The following is a 16,604-nucleotide window of genomic DNA, read 5'->3' as shown; positions in this document are numbered from 1 at the left end:
ATACCGATCATTTCCTCGGCGTCCCCGATGGCATCGGCGGACGTATCAGCTTGGCAATGAAGATTCTTCTCACCGGGGCGAATGGCTATGTCGGCCTGCGCCTGCTCTCGGCGCTGCTCGAGGGCGGCCATTCCGTGCACGCCGTGGTCCGGGATTCGCGCCGGCTGCCGCTCGACGAGCTTGCGGTGCATGGCGAACGGCTGCAGGTCGTCGAGACGGATCTCGACGATGGCGGATGCGGGCAGGCGTTTCCGGAGGAGGTCGAGGTCGCCTATTTTCTGGTTCATGCCATGGGCGACGGCGCCAATTTCGCGGCTCGGGAGGAGGCGATCGCCCGCAATTTCGTGGAACGGATCGAGGCAACGCGGGCGCGGCAGGTGATTTACCTGGGCGGCATCACGCCGGAGCACGGCCGGCTTTCCGAACATCTGGAATCGCGGCGGCGCGTGGGGGAAATCCTCGGCGGCTCGCGCGTCCCGCTCACGACGCTGCGGGCCTCGATCATCGTCGGGAGCGGCAGCGCATCGTTCGAGATCATCCGCGATCTCGTCGAGAAACTGCCCGTGCTCATCACGCCGCGGTGGACCCGGCACAAATGCCAGCCGATCGCCGTTCGTAATGTCCTCGCGTATCTTCAAGGCGTCGCCGGGAATGCGGACGCCATGGGGCGCAGCTTCGATATCGGCGGGCCGGAGGTGCTGACCTACGAGGAGTTGCTTCGGCAATACGCGGTCGAGCGCGGGTTGCGACGATGGATCATCGCCGTGCCGTTCCTGAGCGCGCGACTGTCGTCCTACTGGCTGTATTCCATGACGAGCACGACGTTTCGGCTCGCGCGGGCGCTGGTGGATAGCCTCGCACATGACACGGTCTGCGGCGATGAGGCGATTCGGGCGCTCGTTCTGCAGGAGTTGCTCACGTATCGACAGGCGGTGGAGAAGGCGTTCGTGCGCATTGCGCAGAATCACGTGCCGTCCACGTGGTATGACGCGTTCGCCTCGGGCTCGTTGCCCCCTTCGCGCATGCGGGCGATCCGCACGCCGGAGCACGGCACCGTGACCGATCGGCGCGTCGCACCGTTGAAAGCGCCGCGGGAGGCGGTGGTGGACGCGATTTTCTCGCTTGGGGGGCGCCGCGGATGGCCGTCGATGAACTGGGCGTGGCGGGTGCGGGGAATGATGGATCGTCTGGTCGGCGGCATCGGGCTTCGTCGTGGCCGGCGGGATCCCACGCATTTGCGCCCCGGCGACGCCGTGGATTTCTGGCGGGTCATTCTCGCGGACCGCAAGGCGGGCCGGCTGATTCTCTTTGCGGAAATGCGGTTGCCGGGGGAGGCCTGGCTGGAGTTCGAGGTGACCGATCGCGAGCTCCGGCAGACGGCGACGTTCCGGCCGCTCGGATTGCTTGGGCGTCTCTATTGGCTCGGGTGCATGCCTTTCCACGCATGGATTTTCCCACGCATGGCCCGGACGCTTGCATCCCCGCGATGAGCGAATTTCGCGGAAAAAATGCAAGGGACGATCTTGACAGGATGGGCCGATCCCTGTTCTCTGTCACTCCCTCTGAATTCCTGAGTAGCTCAGTGGTAGAGCGATCGGCTGTTAACCGATTGGTCGTAGGTTCGAATCCTACCTCAGGAGCCACTTTGTAACTGGTTATCAATCAGTTACATACGACTCACGAAGGTCCGATTTTCCGGCAAGTGCCAGCGGTTTTGCCAGCAATCGGTTTTCCACGCGAAAATCCGCTTGAATCCGACGCGAACTCGCCCACTGCTCGGTAACGGAGAACGACTCGCCGCGTGTAGCCTCGCAACCACACGTGGAAATGAAGGATCGATACCGCCTGTATCAGCGCGAGAACGGCGTCTATTACTGGCAGGAGAACGGAACCAACAAGCAGGGCAGCCTGCGCACGAAGGATCGGCGCGAGGCGCAGAAACTCGTCAACGCGAAGAATGAATCGCACCGAGAGCCCACGCTGAATCTCTCCATCGCGCGCGCCTATCTCGCCGCGCACGATCCGAGCATGAGCAAGCGCACGTGGCGCGAGGTCATGCACGAGATGGAGCGCCACGGCATCGATGCCACCCGTGAGCGTTGCGCGCGCACGATGTGCTCACGCGCCTACGATCCGATTCGCGATAAGCCGCTCGTCCAGACGACCGCCGCGGATCTGCTCGCCGTCGTCCATGCCAACGGCAACTCCATCGCGCATTACCTCCGCCGCCTGCACAACCTCGCCGTCGATCTCGGCTGGCTGCCGTGGCCGGTCCTCACGAAACGGAGCTGGCCGAAGAAGGTCAGCAAGCGCCGCCGCGCGGTCACCGCCGACGAGCACACGCGCATCATGGCGAGCGAGAAGAATCCCGAAAAGCGCGCCTACTACCAGTTCCTCTACGAGACCGGAGCCGCGCAGTCGGACGCCGCCGAGATCACCGCGGAAAGCATCGACTGGCAGAACATGCTGCTCGTCTATCGCCGCAAGAAGCTCGGCCCCGACAGCGAGCCAGCACGGCTCAGCATCGGCAAGACGCTGCGTCAGCTTTTGGAGACGCTGCCAAAAACCGGACCGCTCTTCCCGACGATCCGGACGGCGGGCGCGAATGCGCGTTCGACCGAGTTCAGCCGCCGGTGCCGCATCGCGGGCGTGTCCGGCGTCAGCCTTCACTCCTACCGGCATTCTTGGGCGCAGCGGGCCAAGGCCTGCGGCTATCCGCAGCGGTTCGCGCAGGAAGCTCTGGGCCACAGCAGCCGCGCCGTGCACGAGGCCTACGCCAAAGGCGCGATGGTCATCCTTCCGGCCCTCGACGAATACGAATCGCTCGCCGAGCGCAAAGTCATCGCCATGCCGCTCCGCATCACGCTCGACGAGGCTCCGGCACAGGCCGCAACGGGAACTTGAAAGATGATACAAAGTAACATACCGTCTGCTTTGGAATTCATCGAACTTCCGCGTTTCACCGCCATCGTCACGGCGCTGGTCGGGGACGAGGACTATCGGCGATTCCAAAAGGAACTGCTGGAGGATCCCGAACGTGGCGATGTCATTCAAGGCACAGGAGGATTTCGAAAAGCGCGGATGCGTCTTGCCGGAGCAGGCAAGAGCGGCGGCGCTCGCGTCATCTATCTCTACCTGCCCGAGCACGACGCGATCTTCCTCGCGACCCTCTACAAGAAATCCAAACGCGAAACATTGACCGACGATGAAAAGCAAAGCCTCAAGCAAGCGGCCTCCCTCCTCAAAGCGCATTTCAAGCTGGGATGATGCCGTCTTCGATCCCGCCGATCTCGTGCGGGACATGAGGGACGTTGCGGATCACTATGCCGGCAAAAAGAAGCTGACGCTCCGCTCCTTCCGAGTTGTGGCTCCGGCTCCGAAATTTTCGCCGACCGAGATCGTCAAGCTGCGCGAAGCGCGCAACCTGAGCCGTCCTTTGTTCGCCCAGATTCTGAACGTGCCTTCGGTCACGGTCCGCAAATGGGAGTCGGGCGAACGAAAGCCGTCCGGTGCCGCCCTGCGACTTCTCGAAGTCATGCAGAAGACTCCCGAGCTGCTTTTGAGTCTCGGCCACATCGAGGCGGGCATCTAGCTTTCGTCCTCGAGTTCGAGGGTTGGATGGTCGCTCTGCGAGGTCCGTTTCCGGCTGTTCTTGCGATGCCAATGCTGCGTGAGCGCTTTCGTCGCCTGTGAAAGCCAGTCCCGATTTTCCGCGCACGCCTGAACCTCAATCGCCGCGAAATATTTCGGCGCATTCGGCGCGGGCTTGCCCAGCGGCGTGAGCATCTTCGCGGCGACGAGCGGCGCGATGTCGTGTTCCTGAAATCCGAGAAGCACCGCGGTTTCCGCGGTCGTCAGACGCCCCGGCAGTCGGTGGCAGTTCAGAATCGCGAGAATCTCGTGCCCGCTCGTGATCTTCTTGCTCGAAAGCATCACCGCACCTCCTTCCTCGTTTCACCACACGGAAAGCACATCCATATTCGACCGAAATCGCGGAACGGCGTTCTCATTGGTGAAGGTCCTCCGCAAGAAGATGCCGCTCCGCGTATCGGATCGTTTCGTCGATGAACCCATCGGCAAGGTCGAGGTGCGACCGCCCGTATTTGAGCAGCCTTCGGATCTCCACCGCGTCCTCCATGTTCACGGCGAACATGATTTGCTTCTCCCACTCGCCGGCAGACAACGACGGGATTTCCTCGGTCGCCTCGACTTGAGGAGGCGCGGCGCAAATAACCTCGTTCCAGTCTTTTCGACCCTCGGGAGGTGCATCCCGCACCACCTCCAACCCGGCAGCACGTCCGTGCATGATCGTCCGCGCGGAATTGAATTCACCCGTGGAATCCCGGTCGAATGCCGCAAGCAGCACCGCCGTCATGCGCCGAGCGATCTCGATGATTGCATCCAATATCGGGATGCCGAAACCGCCGCCCACAGAAACGTAGCCGGTGTTGTCGGGAAGTCCGTGCGCCTGAGCGTGAGACATCGCGTCGATTGCGGATTCGCAAATCACGAGTTTCTCGCATCGGTCTGGAATATGAGCCCAGAGACTTTTCGTCCCGCCCGCTGAGAATCCTTGGAATCCCGCGCCGCGGATTTCTCCACCGTGGCCTCCGGCCTCGGTGTGCGGGAAAACCGCATTGCCGCGTCCATCGTCGAGCCAGCTTCCGGAAAAATGGTCGAGGGTTTCCGCACGAAATCCGCGGACGTTTTGCAGATATTGGATGGCGTCGATTGTCGCGGCCTGCGGCGCAGCCTCGCTGCCGCGAGGCTTGGCAATGGGGAAAGAAGCGAATCGCTTCCGCTCCGGTGGCGGCAACGATCCCGCCACGACCTCCGACAATCGTTTTCGCACCGAGCCGAGATCGCCCCAGCCAAGTTCCTTCTGCGCGAAATCGATGATGCTGCCGCCTTCGCCGCTGTCGCGTCGGAAATATCGCCACTGTCCGTCGAGCGATCGGCTCACCACGATCTCGCGCTGGCCGTCGGGCTGACGCATTTGAAAATGACGCCCTCCCATCCCACCGCTCACATCGAGCAGCCAGCCACTCACACCGGCGAATCGCGTGAGATCGATGGAGCGCTTCAGCTCATCGAGCGCGACCGCAGATCGTTGACTTTTTGAGCCGCCTCCTGCTTGGAAAGATTGCACGGCACCCCGTCGATCAGCGTTTGTCCGGCCTCCGCCCAGATGGCTTGGACTTTTCCCGGCACCAGCCAGATGTCGCCGACCTCGACGAGCAGCGACGTTACGCTCTCCAGCTCGCTCGCGAGCCTTTCGAGCTCGGCGGAGAGCCGCATCAACTCGTGCGTTTGTGATCTGTCTGTCATCTCGTTTTGCTCGCTCATTTTGTTCGACTGCCTGCATGCGACGCCCGGCACGGGCAGCCGCGGTTGCGCGAAGGCCGACATGCCGTGTCGGTTCGCAGGAGATGCCTTGTGCCTCAAGGCTGAGATGGGAAATACGCGAAGCGACACCTGACTTTTTCAGCGCGGCATTCACGCGCTTGCTCCACTCCTCGCGCATGACCTCAACTGCCGCGCGCGCGGAGACGATGGTGTCGAGTTCGCGTGTCTTCGCTCTAAACTTGTCTGCCTCGACTCGGCGTGTCGTGAGAAGCAGATGCGCATGGTGATTACGGCCGTCTCCCTTTTTGTTGGGCGGATGGAGAGCGTAGGCGACGGCCACGCCATGAAGATCGCGGATCTTGAGACAATAGCTTTTGACGAGCCGCTTCTGGGCCTCACGATCCAGTTCGTGAGGAAGTGCGACGATGATGCGGCGCGCGACACGCGCGTCCTGCCGTCTCTCGGCGGATTCGGTGGCGTCGGCGAGTCCCTGGCAGGTGCCCGACCATCCAATGACTCCGCTGATGATCGAGTTAGCTTCATCGCTGTGGAAAGAAGCAAGCTTGGCGCTGACGAGCTTCCCGCTCGGAAGCCGCAATCGCTCGCCCAGCATGTAGGAGAGCTGCTCGGCGGTATGACCGCCTTTCTCCGAACGCTGGACCGTTCGAATATTGAAATGGAAGATGGCCATGCTCTTTTCCCTATTGCCTCGTGCCGCGGACGATCTGCGTTCCAACATGCGAGCGGCAGCGAGCGACTTCCGGTAGCGCCGGAGCGCTACCGCCTCGCCCCGCGAGGCGCACAGTCAAAGCCCCAGGGCTTTGACTTAATGTGCGCTTCCCCAGAAACGCCATGGATAGAGGGATGCACCGCTCAGGGTTCATCGCGTGACACAGGCTTCGTAACCGGGAGACCGGTAGATGGTGCCTCAAGCCCTAGAACGTTGCGGACGTAAGTTTGGTGAGACGCGGAGAGATGCGGCAAGATGGATTTCACAACCTCGGGGCGATTGAGCGCCGACTCTCCAATGAGGAACGCACATCGACGTTTCCGTTTTCGCTCGCGCCGCTTTTCAGCGGCTTCTGTCGCCTTCGCTCGCGCAAGAAGCTCCGCGGCTTTCTCGCGTAAAACTTCCGCCTTTGATTTTTGGTCTGAGCTCGTGGTTGTCATCACGAGCGACCTCTACTTCGGGTTGGCTTACGAAGTCTTGCGGCGAAGTTCCCCGGAAACTAGAGCGGGAGAAGATCTTTCGTTCCAATCGTCAATGATGCGTTGCGCTCGATTTCTAGCTTTAAGCCAATCTTCTTCTCGCGCGTACAAGGCGTCTGGTCTCACGGGGTCAACGATCTTCCGAGCTTCGGATATGTCGCCGTTGAACCATTTTAAAAGCCGCCAAACTCCCAGAGCTTTCAAATTTCCTGCGATGATGCGCGCGCGACTTGTTCCCCTCCCAGTTTCTCCTTCCCGCGGGTGATTTTCATCTATCCATTTCTTGAAGGCAGAAAGGATCGCGTCAGGGCTTCGCTTCCAATTCACTTCAAAAGAGTAAAGGTTTTCGGCCGACAGATATGCATATGTCTCGTTTCCAACCCATTTTTCGCCATACGGAATAGCCTGCTGGAGGGCAGGACTTGAGGGAATCTCAGGAAATTCCTCTTCCGGTCTACCTGCATAACCCGTTTTCAAAAAGGGAACGCGAGGAAATTCTACACCTGGCAGCAGTAAGTCCGAATGCTCTGGCAAAGACGACAAGCGCGTTGGCTCGCCCGGCGATGCAGATACTTTTCGGGCGATGATCTTTAGGTCGTTGGACAGCCCTTCGCGCTGCTCCCTTTTTATCCAATCTACGATCCAAGGAACGCAACGTGCGTACTCGTAGGTGAAGCAAAAATATAGCCGCGCTCCTGTCAAAACAGTTGGAAAAGCTTCGAAATGCCATTCTTCTGGAGGAGGTATTTTCGGAACTGGCCTCATCGATTATGGCCTCATTTCACGGAGGGACGGGCGATTTTCGATCAGCGCCTTTCGCGCTTGAAGACATCTCCGAAATCGCAGCCGAGCCGGTCCAAAAGTCGCTCCAAGGTATCAATGGTCAGGTTCTGATCGGCCATTTCCAGCCGATTCAGGCTCGAATCGGAAATTCCCAACTTTTTGGCGAACTGATCGAGCGTGAGAGTTCCACGTTTCTCGCGAAGGAACACGGCCAACTGCTTTCTGAGCTTGCGCACCCACGAAGGATGTGTGAGCACTTATCCCGCATATGGGATTTTTTAATTGGCTGAGGACTGGCGTCATCGATTGTCGCCTCTACATTCTGACGGCGCGCGCTACTGAGGCGGAAACCATTCTCTCGAAATGAGCGGTCACAATCGCGACGAAACAGAATATCAAGGCATCGCGGCGAGCGTTCCTGGGTTACGACTCGGTATTGATAACCCCTTGTCGGGCGAACCTTCCCCAGAATTCACAGACGCACACAGGCAAGTGGCCAAAGAAATCTTTTCACGATGGGATGGCTCGACAAGTCTCGAACTGACCGAAGAGGATCTCCTCGGTCTTCTTCCGAACGGTCTTGCTTTAGGCCGCTACCGGATGACTGGAGTCTTGAGTGATCTCTCGCGTTATTGGTGCACAGTAAAAGTTCGACAAGAGTGGCGCATTTCTACCCTTCTCGGAAGTATCGATGTCAGGTCGCGAGGCGATGAAGAACACTTCGTGCTGCATTTCCCAAGCAAGTTCGGGAAGCTGATGAAGAGGCGTCTCGATCACATTTGACCGCCAGACTTGTCATGGGTTGCGCATGCCTGCGAACACGCAATGCACATTCGAGCCACTCTAAACTTGATCGAAGCCACGTCCGTGGGGGATCATTCATCCGTGCAGATTTTCCTCAGTGCACCATTCCGAATACGTCTCGTCTGATTCCTTCGATTCAGACGGGAGCGTAGCTCAACGGTAGAGCAGCGGGCTTATACCCCGTGCGATAGATAATCGGCTGATGTGGGTTCGACTCCCACCGCTCCTATCTTCTTCAAGAAAGAGTCAATTCTGGTACGATTCGGGATTCAATGGGGCAACTCTCTCTTTCCAACTCGAATCCCGCCTCTGTAAAGCCGCTTGGCTGCTCAAGGAGCCGGTTGATGCGGCAGACTTCAAGACCTACATTTTTTCCGCCCCGCTTCTCAAGTCTCTCTCAGATGTCTATGATGAGGAGCTTGCCATTGCGCTGAACGAATTTGAGGGCGATGAAGAAGCTGCGTTATTTTCGGACGTTTCAGGCGCCGGAGGGCTGTCCTTGGCGGGATCTGCGCAACAATCTACGCCCCCCCCGCGACTATCTCCTTGGAGAAATGGAGCGAAGATGCCTGGATTCGCGCTTCTTGTGTCGCAATTTCGGGGCGATGAACTTTTAACGCCTGTCATGTCTTCTGAGGCCCAACTCCGAAAGGAAATCATAGACCTCCGACTCAAAGAAGCGGGGTGGAATGTTTCAGACCGGACTCAGGTTATCGAAGAGTTCTTCGTTTCTCGCGGCTCTGGCGCTGTCCTACGTGAAGATCCCGCCACTTACGATGTTCAACGCGAATTCAGCGACTACGTCCTCCTCGGCAAAAACGGCAAACCTCTCGCCGTGGTCGAAGCCAAGAAATCCTCGAAAGACGCCGAGATCGGGCGCGAACAGGCCAAACAATATTGCGTAAACATCCAGATCGAACAGGGGGGCGAACTGCCTTTCTGTTTCTACACCAACGGCCACGATATTTTTTTCTGGAGCCTCGGCGAAGCCCCACCGCAAAAGGTCCACGGCTTCCCTACTCGACAAGACCTTGAACGCCTACTGCACCTCCGCAAACACAAGAAGCCACTCACCAGTGAGTTAATCAACACCACCATCGCGGGACGCGATTACCAGCTACAGGCCATCCGCTCCGTCATGGAGGGCATCGCGCAGAGCCGCCGGCAGTTCCTCCTCGTCATGGCCACCGGCACAGGCAAGACTCGCACTTGCATCGCTCTTGTCGATGCCCTCATGAGGGCGGGCGTCGTACAGCGCACCCTTTTCCTTGTGGATCGCATCGCCCTACGTGGACAGGCGCTCGATGCCTTCAAAGAACACATTCCCGATGAACCTCGTTGGCCTGAGCCCGGCGAGAAAACCATCACCACCGACCGCCGCATCTACGTCGTCTCCCAACTAATTGAGGCGGCTCGAAGCGTCCCACTCGTTGACATTGCCCCGGAAACCGCGTTGCGATGGACTCTTACCCTCTTGTGGTTCACTGCGGCTGCAGATCGCCGCGTGAAAGACAGAGCTACCCGAGCCGCGACTTTGGTTTTACGGGCGAAGCCCGAGATCGCATTGCAGTTGATAGATGCTCTCCTTTCTATCGATGACGATGAGGTCCGCGAGCGGACGCTACTTAGTATTTACGGGGCTCTGCTACTCAACCCTGATTCCAACACCCTCGGACGCGTCGCGAAGACCGTTATGGAGCGGTATCTGTCCGAGCCGCAATCGTTCCAGAACGCTCTTCTCCGCGATCACATCCGCTGTCTCGCGGAGTTAGCTGCAGAGCTGGACTGCTTAGAAACAGGTTTCAATCCCCTCGCACCGACCCGCAGGCAGCGTCGCGCTGACTGGCCGCTTCGCTTTCCCACAGACTCCGAGATTGAGAAATGGGTCCATGCCGACGGAGCAGTTGGTTACGTCGCACGAAGCTGTCTTCACGACGATTTCAACCACTACACAATAGGTTGCTTGGGGCCATGGATGGCGAACCTCACCAAGCCTGAGATCGGAGCATGGCTTGTGAATCATATCGTCAAAGATATGGGGTTAGCGGAGAGCGATTGTGATGCATACGACCAATACATCACCGCGAAAGAAGGGGGCGGCCGGGCTAAACCCGTTTGGGCTGAGCGAATCGGTAAGAAGTATCAGTGGATCGCGCTCTACCGGCTCGCGTCCCGACTGCATGACAAGGTCAAAGCTGAAGCCGACAGTTGGGAGCCCGATCCGATTCGGCGTCCGCTCATCCTTCTTGAAGAGCGGAAACTCGATCCGACATTGACCATTACGGTAGCTGCCGAGACGGGCGAGGATTGGTGGATTCATGAACGCATCGATTTGCATGCAACGAAGGAATTGAGCTTCGCCAACTGGGTCGCTAAACGCGATGATCTGCCCTCCTTTGAATGCCTCTTGGAAATCTCCGACTTTCAGGACCAGCGATGGCAGCTGCTAACTGCTTATCCGAGTTGGGGAGAATTCGATCCTCACCGGAAGTATGGCGACCCGTATCGAGACTCTTGGATTCACATCAATAGCTACCTCATTCCGGATGCGGATATGGACGCTACCATTGAAGCATTGGACGAGCGTAACTACTTTGGCCTGTGGCTTCCCACCGAAGGCAAGTGGTTGTCGGCGTTCGCGGGAGAATATCCTTTTGGCAGTTCCTACAATGTTTTGCCCGATTGGTATCTAGGTGCGGACGAGAAAATTCGAGACACGTCGCTAAAAGCACATCACGCATCGAACCACCTTCTTTCGGAATGGACTTACGATCCTATGGTCCCGACGAGTCTTTACCTCCAGGCACCAAGCAAACCTTTTTTCACGTTAAACGATCTGTGGTGGAACGGCATCGACGGTTTCACAGCAGGCGATCGCACCGTTTTTTTTGATCCATCGCTCAGATTCGGGGGCAAGCACGCGCTCCTCGCGGATGCCGAATATCTCAATAGAGTGTTGAAGACCCTGAAGCGCCGACTCGTCTGGACGATGCTCGGTGAGAAACGCATTCTTGGCGAACAGCGAGTTCCAAAAAAGTCTGGTGTTTGTTTCTCTCAACTCGCCTGGCTTACGGACTCGGGGGAAATAGCTTTCGGCAAACGGACCTATTATGAGCAAGGAGATTACGAAAAGAATCAAGGGGTAAGGAAGGGGCGAAGAGAGTAGCCACGGCCCACGGCGCGGGGATGCTCGATTTAGATAAATTGCCTCACGTGTTCTTAAGGGATCAATCGTTCTCATGCAAAACACCCACCAAGCAAAGATGAGCAATCTGCTGATCGACAATTGGACTCTTCAATGCGTCGGGACGCTCCTGTCGAATGGACTTGTGGGCGGCACGGCCAGTGAATTGGAAGTCGCGCCGGAGCAGAACGATTTCTCTTATAAAGCGGTGCCTCAGGATGCGCTGAATGTACGTTGCCTCTTTCAAGTGCTCAACAATTTGGTTTTCACCGACGCATTGTTTGTAGAGGGAGAGCACGCAGATACCTGGCGTCAATTCGATGAGTTAGAAACTTTGTATTCCGACGGCTTGGTCATTCCAAAGCCGTTCCAAGACATTCGACAAGAATGGCTACCGATCCGACAGTGCTTCGTCGAGGAGCTCTGCGTCTGCCCGATAATGCGTGAGCACCATGAGGAAAATGTCCGGACATTCAAGGAAAGCGGCAGATCGGCCGATCCCTATTTCGGTCAGCTCATTTGGGGCGGAGCTGGTATGCTGGCACGCGCCCACGTGCTCAGTATTCCCTACAACAGTCATCCAGTGCGAGAAGCCTGGTTCGGGCGAGTGGACAGCCTTTTTGGGTTGCGATCCGCCGAGCGGCGCTTTCGCGAATTTGTGGCAGAGCAAAGGGTAAAGGTGCTCAATCGCATAGATTCAGGTGGTTATCTTGTCCGGCTGCATTTACCGCCTATTGCCGCACTCGCGATCCAAGAGGCGCAACAGCCGGGGGATTTGCTCAAAATCGCTCTACAGCTTCGAGAGCAATACGCTTCCTTGCGGCAGTGGTTGAGCGAATTTCAAACTGCTCTGGATACGAGTGACACCCACGATCTTCTGGCTCGCGAAAAACTGCTTCAGTCGGTCGCCCGCCATATTGATGCACACTGCTCAGCGTTTCCAGTGGGCGATACCACAGTCCAAATTGGCGTCGATTGGCTCAAAACCACTTTCAAATCTGGCGATCCAATCAATTCTGCCAAAAATCTGGTCGGTGTCCGCGCGTTGATGAACCGCTTGGTGTTGGCACCCGCCGGAGGCGGTATTGCACGTAAACTCGCCAAGTTATTCGGAGAGGAGAAAAGTCGCCTGGGGCGCGAGCTTGAAACTGAACTGGGACGTTCAGTGTCGATGAGTGATAAACCTGATGTAATTCTGCGGGAAATATGATCCTACCTCAGGAGGTGGGGCAAAAAACTGCCAGCAAAACTGCCAGCAAAACTGCCAGCAAAAAATCTCAAAAGCACCCGATTTGATAGTCACGGAGTTCGCAAAAATCGTCTTGACGAACAGTGTCAAAAACGTCGTAAATACCTGTAAATAAACGAGAAGCACAGGCGAATCCTACCTCAGGAGCCACTTTTTTGATGGAGACTCAGATCTCCCACGTTGGGGGCAAGTGGTGCCCCAGGGCCAGGGCGGCGACTTGTGCGGCTTGCGCGCGAATTTCTGGAATCGCCGTCGTTTCCCACAGCATGCCTTTGAGCGGTGGACCGATCAGCGAGATTTGCTCGTAGATCCGGCCCTTCGTTCCAATGGGGGCGAAACTGTCCGTCGCCTCCAGCCCCAGCAGAAGCGGGTCGGGATGGAGCACTCCGCGCGCGAACAGGTTGATGAGCAGCGGATCGTTGAAGTGCTGGCGGAAGTTCGATTCCGGGCCGATGCAGTTGAAGACCTTTTGAACGTGCAGCTCGCGGACCGTTTCCTCCCGCTTGGGTTGGAGATGCGCAATGACACTGGTTTCCGTTTCGACAAAATCCCGCAGGCGACCCGGGACGAGCTCGAGGCGGCCCTCCGCCCGCAGGCGCTCGAGCACGGCCCACGCGGTGCCTGGCATGCGGTGACGGTGTGACTCCCAGAACGTGCGCACGTGCCGCAGGAAGCGGCGTCGGTCGTCGGGTGTGAGGCTCCTCCAAATTGCCTGCGTGCGCGGGCGCAGCGCGTCGAGCACGGGACGCCAGTTTTCGACGCCCGCCCCGTGAATTTCCGCACGGACGATTCGGACAAGATCGCGCAGGGAGCCGGGCAGGTTCGGGAAAAAGTCGGGATGCGACGTGCCGAGCCTGTGCGCCTGTGGCCAGCGTCCTCCGCGCGAGGTGACGATGTATCTGCCACGATGTCCGGTCGCCTCGAGCCCAAGAATCACATCCACCGCCGTGAGGCCCGTCCCGACGAGGAGCACGTCGTCCTCCGGAGAATCCGTCGAGATTGCGCCGCTTTGCCAGACGGAGGCGACATACCGCGGACTGCTGAAGAAGGAATGCCTCCCGGGCAACGGGTCGCGCGGCGGCAGATTGCCGAGCGCGAGCACGATGTGGCCGACATCCTCGGTGTCGCCGTCCTGCGTGACGAGCGTTCCGCCGCCACGAGTCGGAATGAAATCGACGACGCGGCTGCGGCGGAGGTCGAGCCTCGCCTGACAGCCGGGCCGGGCGTAGACCTCCTGCACGAGTGCCGCGAGGTAGCAGCCGTAGATCGCGCGCGGCAGGAAGTCGGTTTCCTTCGGCGGTTCGTCGCGGAGCAGACTGGCGACGTTGCCGGGGCGCTTCAGCCACTCGAGGAAGTGCCCGGGCTGGTCGGGCAGCGCGCTGATTTTCCAGGCGGGAACGTTGAGCAGGTGCGCGAGATTGCGCGTGCCGTAGGCGAGGCCGCCGCTCGGAAATTCCGCCGGATCATAGAGCGCGATGCGGCAGGGCACGCGCGCCTGCAGGCCGATCTGCGCCGCGGTGAGCAATCCGCTCGCTCCGCCGCCCACGATGGCGATCATGCGTCGGGCTTGTCGAACCTCACACGCACGCTTGTCTCGACCTGCACGACGCGGCCTTCATGCACCGTGATGTGAACGGAGCCGAATTTCAGCGCGTTCACCTGGCGCTCGACGACATCGAGCCACTTCTGCTTCGGGATGGAAACGCGCGGGGTGATCGTATCGATGGGATTGCTCATAAAGTTAGCGGGCCAGCGCGGCGGAGGGCCGGTCCTGGTTCGCAACGATCTCGCCGAACGGGCTCACATAGCTTGGGAAATCGAGGGACTCGGCGATGTCGAGCGGCAGCAGCGGGAAGACGAGTTCCGCGAAACGCCGCGCCTCCTCGAGGTGCGGGTAGCCGGAGAAAATGAAATGGTCGATGCCGAGGGCGGCGTATTCGTTGATGCGCGCGGCGACGATCTCGGGCGAGCCGACGAGCGCGGTGCCCGCGCCGCCGCGCACGAGGCCGACGCCCGCCCAAAGATTCGGGCTCACTTCGAGCGAGTCGCGCTTGCCATTGTGCAGGCTGGCCATGCGTTTTTGCCCCGCAGAGTCGAATCGCTCGAAGACCTTCTGCGCGGCGGCGATGCTTTCGTCCGTCACGTAGCGGATGAGCTCGTTCGCAGCCTGCCAGGCCTCTTTCTCCGTCTCGCGCACGATCACGTGGAGGCGAATGCCGAAGCGCAGCGTGCGACCCTGCTCCGCGGCGAGCGCGCGCATGGCGGCCACCTTTTCCGCGGCCTGCGCGGGCGGCTCGCCCCACGTGAGATAGACGTCGACGTGCTTCGCGGCCACGCGGTGGCCGGCCGGCGAGGAACCGCCGAAATAGAGATCGGGATGCGGCTTCTGCACGCCCGGGAAAAATACCCTCGCGTCGCGCACGCGGAGGTGTTTGCCCTCGAAATTCACCGCCTCCTCCGCGACGACGCGCCGCCAGATGTCCAAGAACTCGTCGGTGACTTCGTAGCGCGTGTCGTGATCGTCGAAAATGCCATCGCCGGCCAGCTCCACGGGGTCGCCACCCGCGACGACATTGATGAGCAGCCGCCCGCCCGAGAGCCGGTCGAAGCTCGCCGCCATGCGCGCGGCAAGGGTGGGAGACATGAGCCCGGGACGCACGGCCACGAGGAAGCGCATGCGTTGCGTGACCGGAATGAGCGCCGAGGCGACCACCCAGGCGTCGTCGCAGGAGCGGCCCGTCGGCAGCAGCGCCCCGTAGTAGCCGAGTTCGTCCACCGTTTGTGCGATCTGCTTGAGATACGGAAGCGTGGTGGCGCGGGCGCCGATGCCGGATGCGAGATAACGGCCGTCGCCGTGGGTGGGAATGAACCAGAGGATCTTCATAGGGAAATTTCTTTGGGCGCGGCGGCCGTGCGGCGTTTGCCTGCGAGGGCTCCGCAACGCAGAAGGCGGTCGCGCACGATGTTGCGGCTGATGCCGAGCAGACGCGCGGTCTCGAGCTGATTGCGGTGGCAATAGTCGTAGGCCGCGCGCATCACGCTGCTCTCGATGTTCTCGAACAGGTTGTCGCCGCCCTGCTCGAAGAGCTCGAGCAGCGCTCGCTTGAGGCCATCCGCGGGATTGCCCGTCGGGAAGCGCAGCGATGGCTCCGCGGCATTGGCGCGCGGGCGCAGCGAGGCGAGATTCAAATCCTCGGGACGGATCACGCTGCCGCGCCGCACGAGGATCGCGTGGTGAATGACGTTTTCGAGTTCGCGGATGTTTCCCGGCCAGGAATGCCCGCGCACGAGCTGCTCCATCGCCTCGGGACTCACGCGAATGTCCCGCACGCCGAGCCGCTCGGAATAAACGCGGACGAAATGCTCGACGAGGGGCGGAATGTCTCCCGGACGGTCGCGCAGAGCGGCGAGATGCAGGTTCGCGACGTTGAGCCGGTAATAAAGGTCCTCCCGGAAGCGACCTTCGTTCACTGCGCTCTCGAGCTGCACGTTCGTCGCCGCGACCACGCGCACGTCGATGTCAATGGGCTTGCGCGAGCCGACGCGCACGACCTGGCGTTCCTGCAACACGCGCAGGAGCTTCACCTGCAACGCGAGCGGCAGGTCGCCGATCTCGTCGAGGAACAACGTGCCGCCGTGCGCCGCCTCGAACCACCCGGACTTCGCCGAGATTGCGCCGGTGAACGCCCCGCGCTCGTGACCGAAGAGCTCGCTCTCCACGAGATTCTCGGAAAACGCGCCGCAATTCACCGCGACGAACGGCCCGTGCGCTCGCGAGCTGAGCGCGTGGATGTGGCTCGCGATGATTTCCTTGCCCGTGCCGGTCTCGCCCACGATGAGCGCGTTTGCCCCGCTCGGTGCGATGAGCCGGATGCGCTCGAGCAGCGCGCGGGACCGCGGGTCCTCGAAGACAAGCACGCTCGCACGAAGCGGCGCGGCGATCTGGCGCTCGCTGGGCAGCGTCAGCACGGGCTTCTTCGAAACCCGCACGTGCGAAACCGACTCGAGACTGCGGCTCATGGAATCGTG

15 protein-coding genes and 2 tRNA genes are annotated in these 16,604 nt (G+C 59.8%); 9 read left to right on the top strand and 8 right to left on the bottom strand.

Going from position 1 to position 16,604, the window contains the following annotated elements; all coding sequences use genetic code 11:
• Positions 1 to 56: 56 nt before the first annotated feature.
• The 5 genes from VIM61_03050 (at position 57) to VIM61_03030 (ending at position 3,592) form a co-directional block, all read left to right on the top strand.
• Complete coding sequence (locus VIM61_03050; GenBank protein ID HEY8899361.1) at positions 57 to 1,490, top strand: SDR family oxidoreductase; 1,434 nt, start codon at positions 57 to 59, stop codon at positions 1,488 to 1,490.
• Positions 1,491 to 1,568: 78 nt separating this feature from the next.
• Positions 1,569 to 1,643, top strand: a tRNA-Asn gene (locus VIM61_03045).
• Between the two features lie 184 nt (positions 1,644 to 1,827).
• Positions 1,828 to 2,904 (top strand): tyrosine-type recombinase/integrase, encoded by a 1,077-nt coding sequence (locus tag VIM61_03040; GenBank protein HEY8899360.1) that lies wholly within the window; start codon positions 1,828 to 1,830, stop codon positions 2,902 to 2,904.
• Between the two features lie 30 nt (positions 2,905 to 2,934).
• A complete protein-coding gene (locus tag VIM61_03035) occupies positions 2,935 to 3,267 on the top strand; it encodes a type II toxin-antitoxin system RelE/ParE family toxin (protein ID HEY8899359.1) in 333 nt (110 codons plus the stop codon).
• A 34-nt stretch (positions 3,268 to 3,301) separates the two neighbouring features.
• A complete protein-coding gene (locus VIM61_03030; GenBank protein HEY8899358.1) occupies positions 3,302 to 3,592 on the top strand; it encodes a helix-turn-helix domain-containing protein in 291 nt (96 codons plus the stop codon).
• Here the strand turns inward: VIM61_03030 and VIM61_03025 are convergent.
• The 4 genes from VIM61_03025 to VIM61_03010 all read right to left on the bottom strand — a co-directional run bounded on the left by VIM61_03025 (position 3,589) and on the right by VIM61_03010 (position 7,574).
• Complete coding sequence (locus VIM61_03025; GenBank protein HEY8899357.1) at positions 3,589 to 3,933, bottom strand: hypothetical protein; 345 nt, start codon at positions 3,931 to 3,933, stop codon at positions 3,589 to 3,591. The two genes, VIM61_03030 and VIM61_03025, sit on opposite strands and share 4 nt — an antisense overlap.
• 73 nt (positions 3,934 to 4,006) lie before the next feature.
• The gene (locus VIM61_03020) at positions 4,007 to 6,037 is read right to left on the bottom strand and encodes a MobA/MobL family protein (GenBank protein ID HEY8899356.1); all 2,031 of its coding nucleotides are present in this window, start codon (positions 6,035 to 6,037) and stop codon (positions 4,007 to 4,009) included.
• Between the two features lie 506 nt (positions 6,038 to 6,543).
• Positions 6,544 to 7,320, bottom strand: coding sequence for a hypothetical protein (locus VIM61_03015; GenBank protein HEY8899355.1), 777 nt, complete (start codon positions 7,318 to 7,320; stop codon positions 6,544 to 6,546).
• Positions 7,321 to 7,361: 41 nt separating this feature from the next.
• Positions 7,362 to 7,574 (bottom strand): helix-turn-helix transcriptional regulator, encoded by a 213-nt coding sequence (locus tag VIM61_03010; protein ID HEY8899354.1) that lies wholly within the window; start codon positions 7,572 to 7,574, stop codon positions 7,362 to 7,364.
• A 127-nt stretch (positions 7,575 to 7,701) separates the two neighbouring features.
• Between VIM61_03010 and VIM61_03005 the strand changes: the two genes are divergently transcribed.
• The 4 genes from VIM61_03005 to VIM61_02990 all read left to right on the top strand — a co-directional run bounded on the left by VIM61_03005 (position 7,702) and on the right by VIM61_02990 (position 12,536).
• Positions 7,702 to 8,121: a hypothetical protein gene (locus tag VIM61_03005; GenBank protein HEY8899353.1), complete on the top strand. Its 420-nt coding sequence runs from the start codon at positions 7,702 to 7,704 to the stop codon at positions 8,119 to 8,121.
• A gap of 163 nt (positions 8,122 to 8,284) precedes the next feature.
• Positions 8,285 to 8,371, top strand: a tRNA-Ile gene (locus VIM61_03000).
• On the top strand, positions 8,345 to 11,308 hold the full coding sequence (locus VIM61_02995) for a DEAD/DEAH box helicase family protein (GenBank protein ID HEY8899352.1): 2,964 nt from the start codon (positions 8,345 to 8,347) through the stop codon (positions 11,306 to 11,308). The genes VIM61_03000 and VIM61_02995 overlap by 27 nt, the downstream gene beginning before the upstream one ends.
• 73 nt (positions 11,309 to 11,381) lie before the next feature.
• Positions 11,382 to 12,536 (top strand): hypothetical protein, encoded by a 1,155-nt coding sequence (locus tag VIM61_02990; protein HEY8899351.1) that lies wholly within the window; start codon positions 11,382 to 11,384, stop codon positions 12,534 to 12,536.
• Positions 12,537 to 12,741: 205 nt separating this feature from the next.
• On the opposite strand, the gene VIM61_02985 is transcribed toward VIM61_02990, so the two are convergent.
• Genes VIM61_02985 through VIM61_02970 form a run of 4 tightly spaced genes read right to left on the bottom strand, consistent with a single transcriptional unit; the run spans position 12,742 to position 16,595 of the window.
• Entirely contained in the window at positions 12,742 to 14,133 is a 1,392-nt protein-coding gene (locus tag VIM61_02985) for an FAD/NAD(P)-binding protein (GenBank protein HEY8899350.1), read from the bottom strand.
• A complete protein-coding gene (locus tag VIM61_02980) occupies positions 14,130 to 14,312 on the bottom strand; it encodes a YezD family protein (GenBank protein ID HEY8899349.1) in 183 nt (60 codons plus the stop codon). Before VIM61_02980 ends, VIM61_02985 begins: the two co-directional genes overlap by 4 nt.
• Before the next feature lie 4 nt (positions 14,313 to 14,316).
• Entirely contained in the window at positions 14,317 to 15,459 is a 1,143-nt protein-coding gene (gene ssuD / locus VIM61_02975) for an FMNH2-dependent alkanesulfonate monooxygenase (protein ID HEY8899348.1), read from the bottom strand.
• Complete coding sequence (locus tag VIM61_02970) at positions 15,456 to 16,595, bottom strand: sigma-54 dependent transcriptional regulator (protein HEY8899347.1); 1,140 nt, start codon at positions 16,593 to 16,595, stop codon at positions 15,456 to 15,458. The genes ssuD and VIM61_02970 overlap by 4 nt, the downstream gene beginning before the upstream one ends.
• Positions 16,596 to 16,604 lie beyond the last annotated feature (9 nt).

The sequence above is a fragment of the Chthoniobacterales bacterium genome (genome assembly GCA_036569045.1).
Lineage (GTDB): Bacteria > Verrucomicrobiota > Verrucomicrobiia > Chthoniobacterales > JAATET01 > JAATET01.
The sequence above is the reverse complement of the archived record's forward strand: the minus strand, read 5'-3'. Positions and strand labels throughout refer to the sequence as shown.

Coding starts and splice junctions, on each gene's coding strand:
- VIM61_03050 (HEY8899361.1), top strand. CDS start 57: ATGAAGATTCTTCTCACCGGGGCGAATGGCTATGTCGGCCTGCGCCTG.
- VIM61_03040 (HEY8899360.1), top strand. CDS start 1,828: ATGAAGGATCGATACCGCCTGTATCAGCGCGAGAACGGCGTCTATTAC.
- VIM61_03030 (HEY8899358.1), top strand. CDS start 3,302: ATGAGGGACGTTGCGGATCACTATGCCGGCAAAAAGAAGCTGACGCTC.
- VIM61_03025 (HEY8899357.1), bottom strand. CDS start 3,933: ATGCTTTCGAGCAAGAAGATCACGAGCGGGCACGAGATTCTCGCGATT.
- VIM61_03020 (HEY8899356.1), bottom strand. CDS start 6,037: ATGGCCATCTTCCATTTCAATATTCGAACGGTCCAGCGTTCGGAGAAA.
- VIM61_03015 (HEY8899355.1), bottom strand. CDS start 7,320: ATGAGGCCAGTTCCGAAAATACCTCCTCCAGAAGAATGGCATTTCGAA.
- VIM61_03005 (HEY8899353.1), top strand. CDS start 7,702: ATGAGCGGTCACAATCGCGACGAAACAGAATATCAAGGCATCGCGGCG.
- VIM61_02995 (HEY8899352.1), top strand. CDS start 8,345: ATGTGGGTTCGACTCCCACCGCTCCTATCTTCTTCAAGAAAGAGTCAA.
- VIM61_02990 (HEY8899351.1), top strand. CDS start 11,382: ATGCAAAACACCCACCAAGCAAAGATGAGCAATCTGCTGATCGACAAT.
- VIM61_02985 (HEY8899350.1), bottom strand. CDS start 14,133: ATGATCGCCATCGTGGGCGGCGGAGCGAGCGGATTGCTCACCGCGGCG.
- VIM61_02980 (HEY8899349.1), bottom strand. CDS start 14,312: ATGAGCAATCCCATCGATACGATCACCCCGCGCGTTTCCATCCCGAAG.
- ssuD (HEY8899348.1), bottom strand. CDS start 15,459: ATGAAGATCCTCTGGTTCATTCCCACCCACGGCGACGGCCGTTATCTC.
- VIM61_02970 (HEY8899347.1), bottom strand. CDS start 16,595: ATGAGCCGCAGTCTCGAGTCGGTTTCGCACGTGCGGGTTTCGAAGAAG.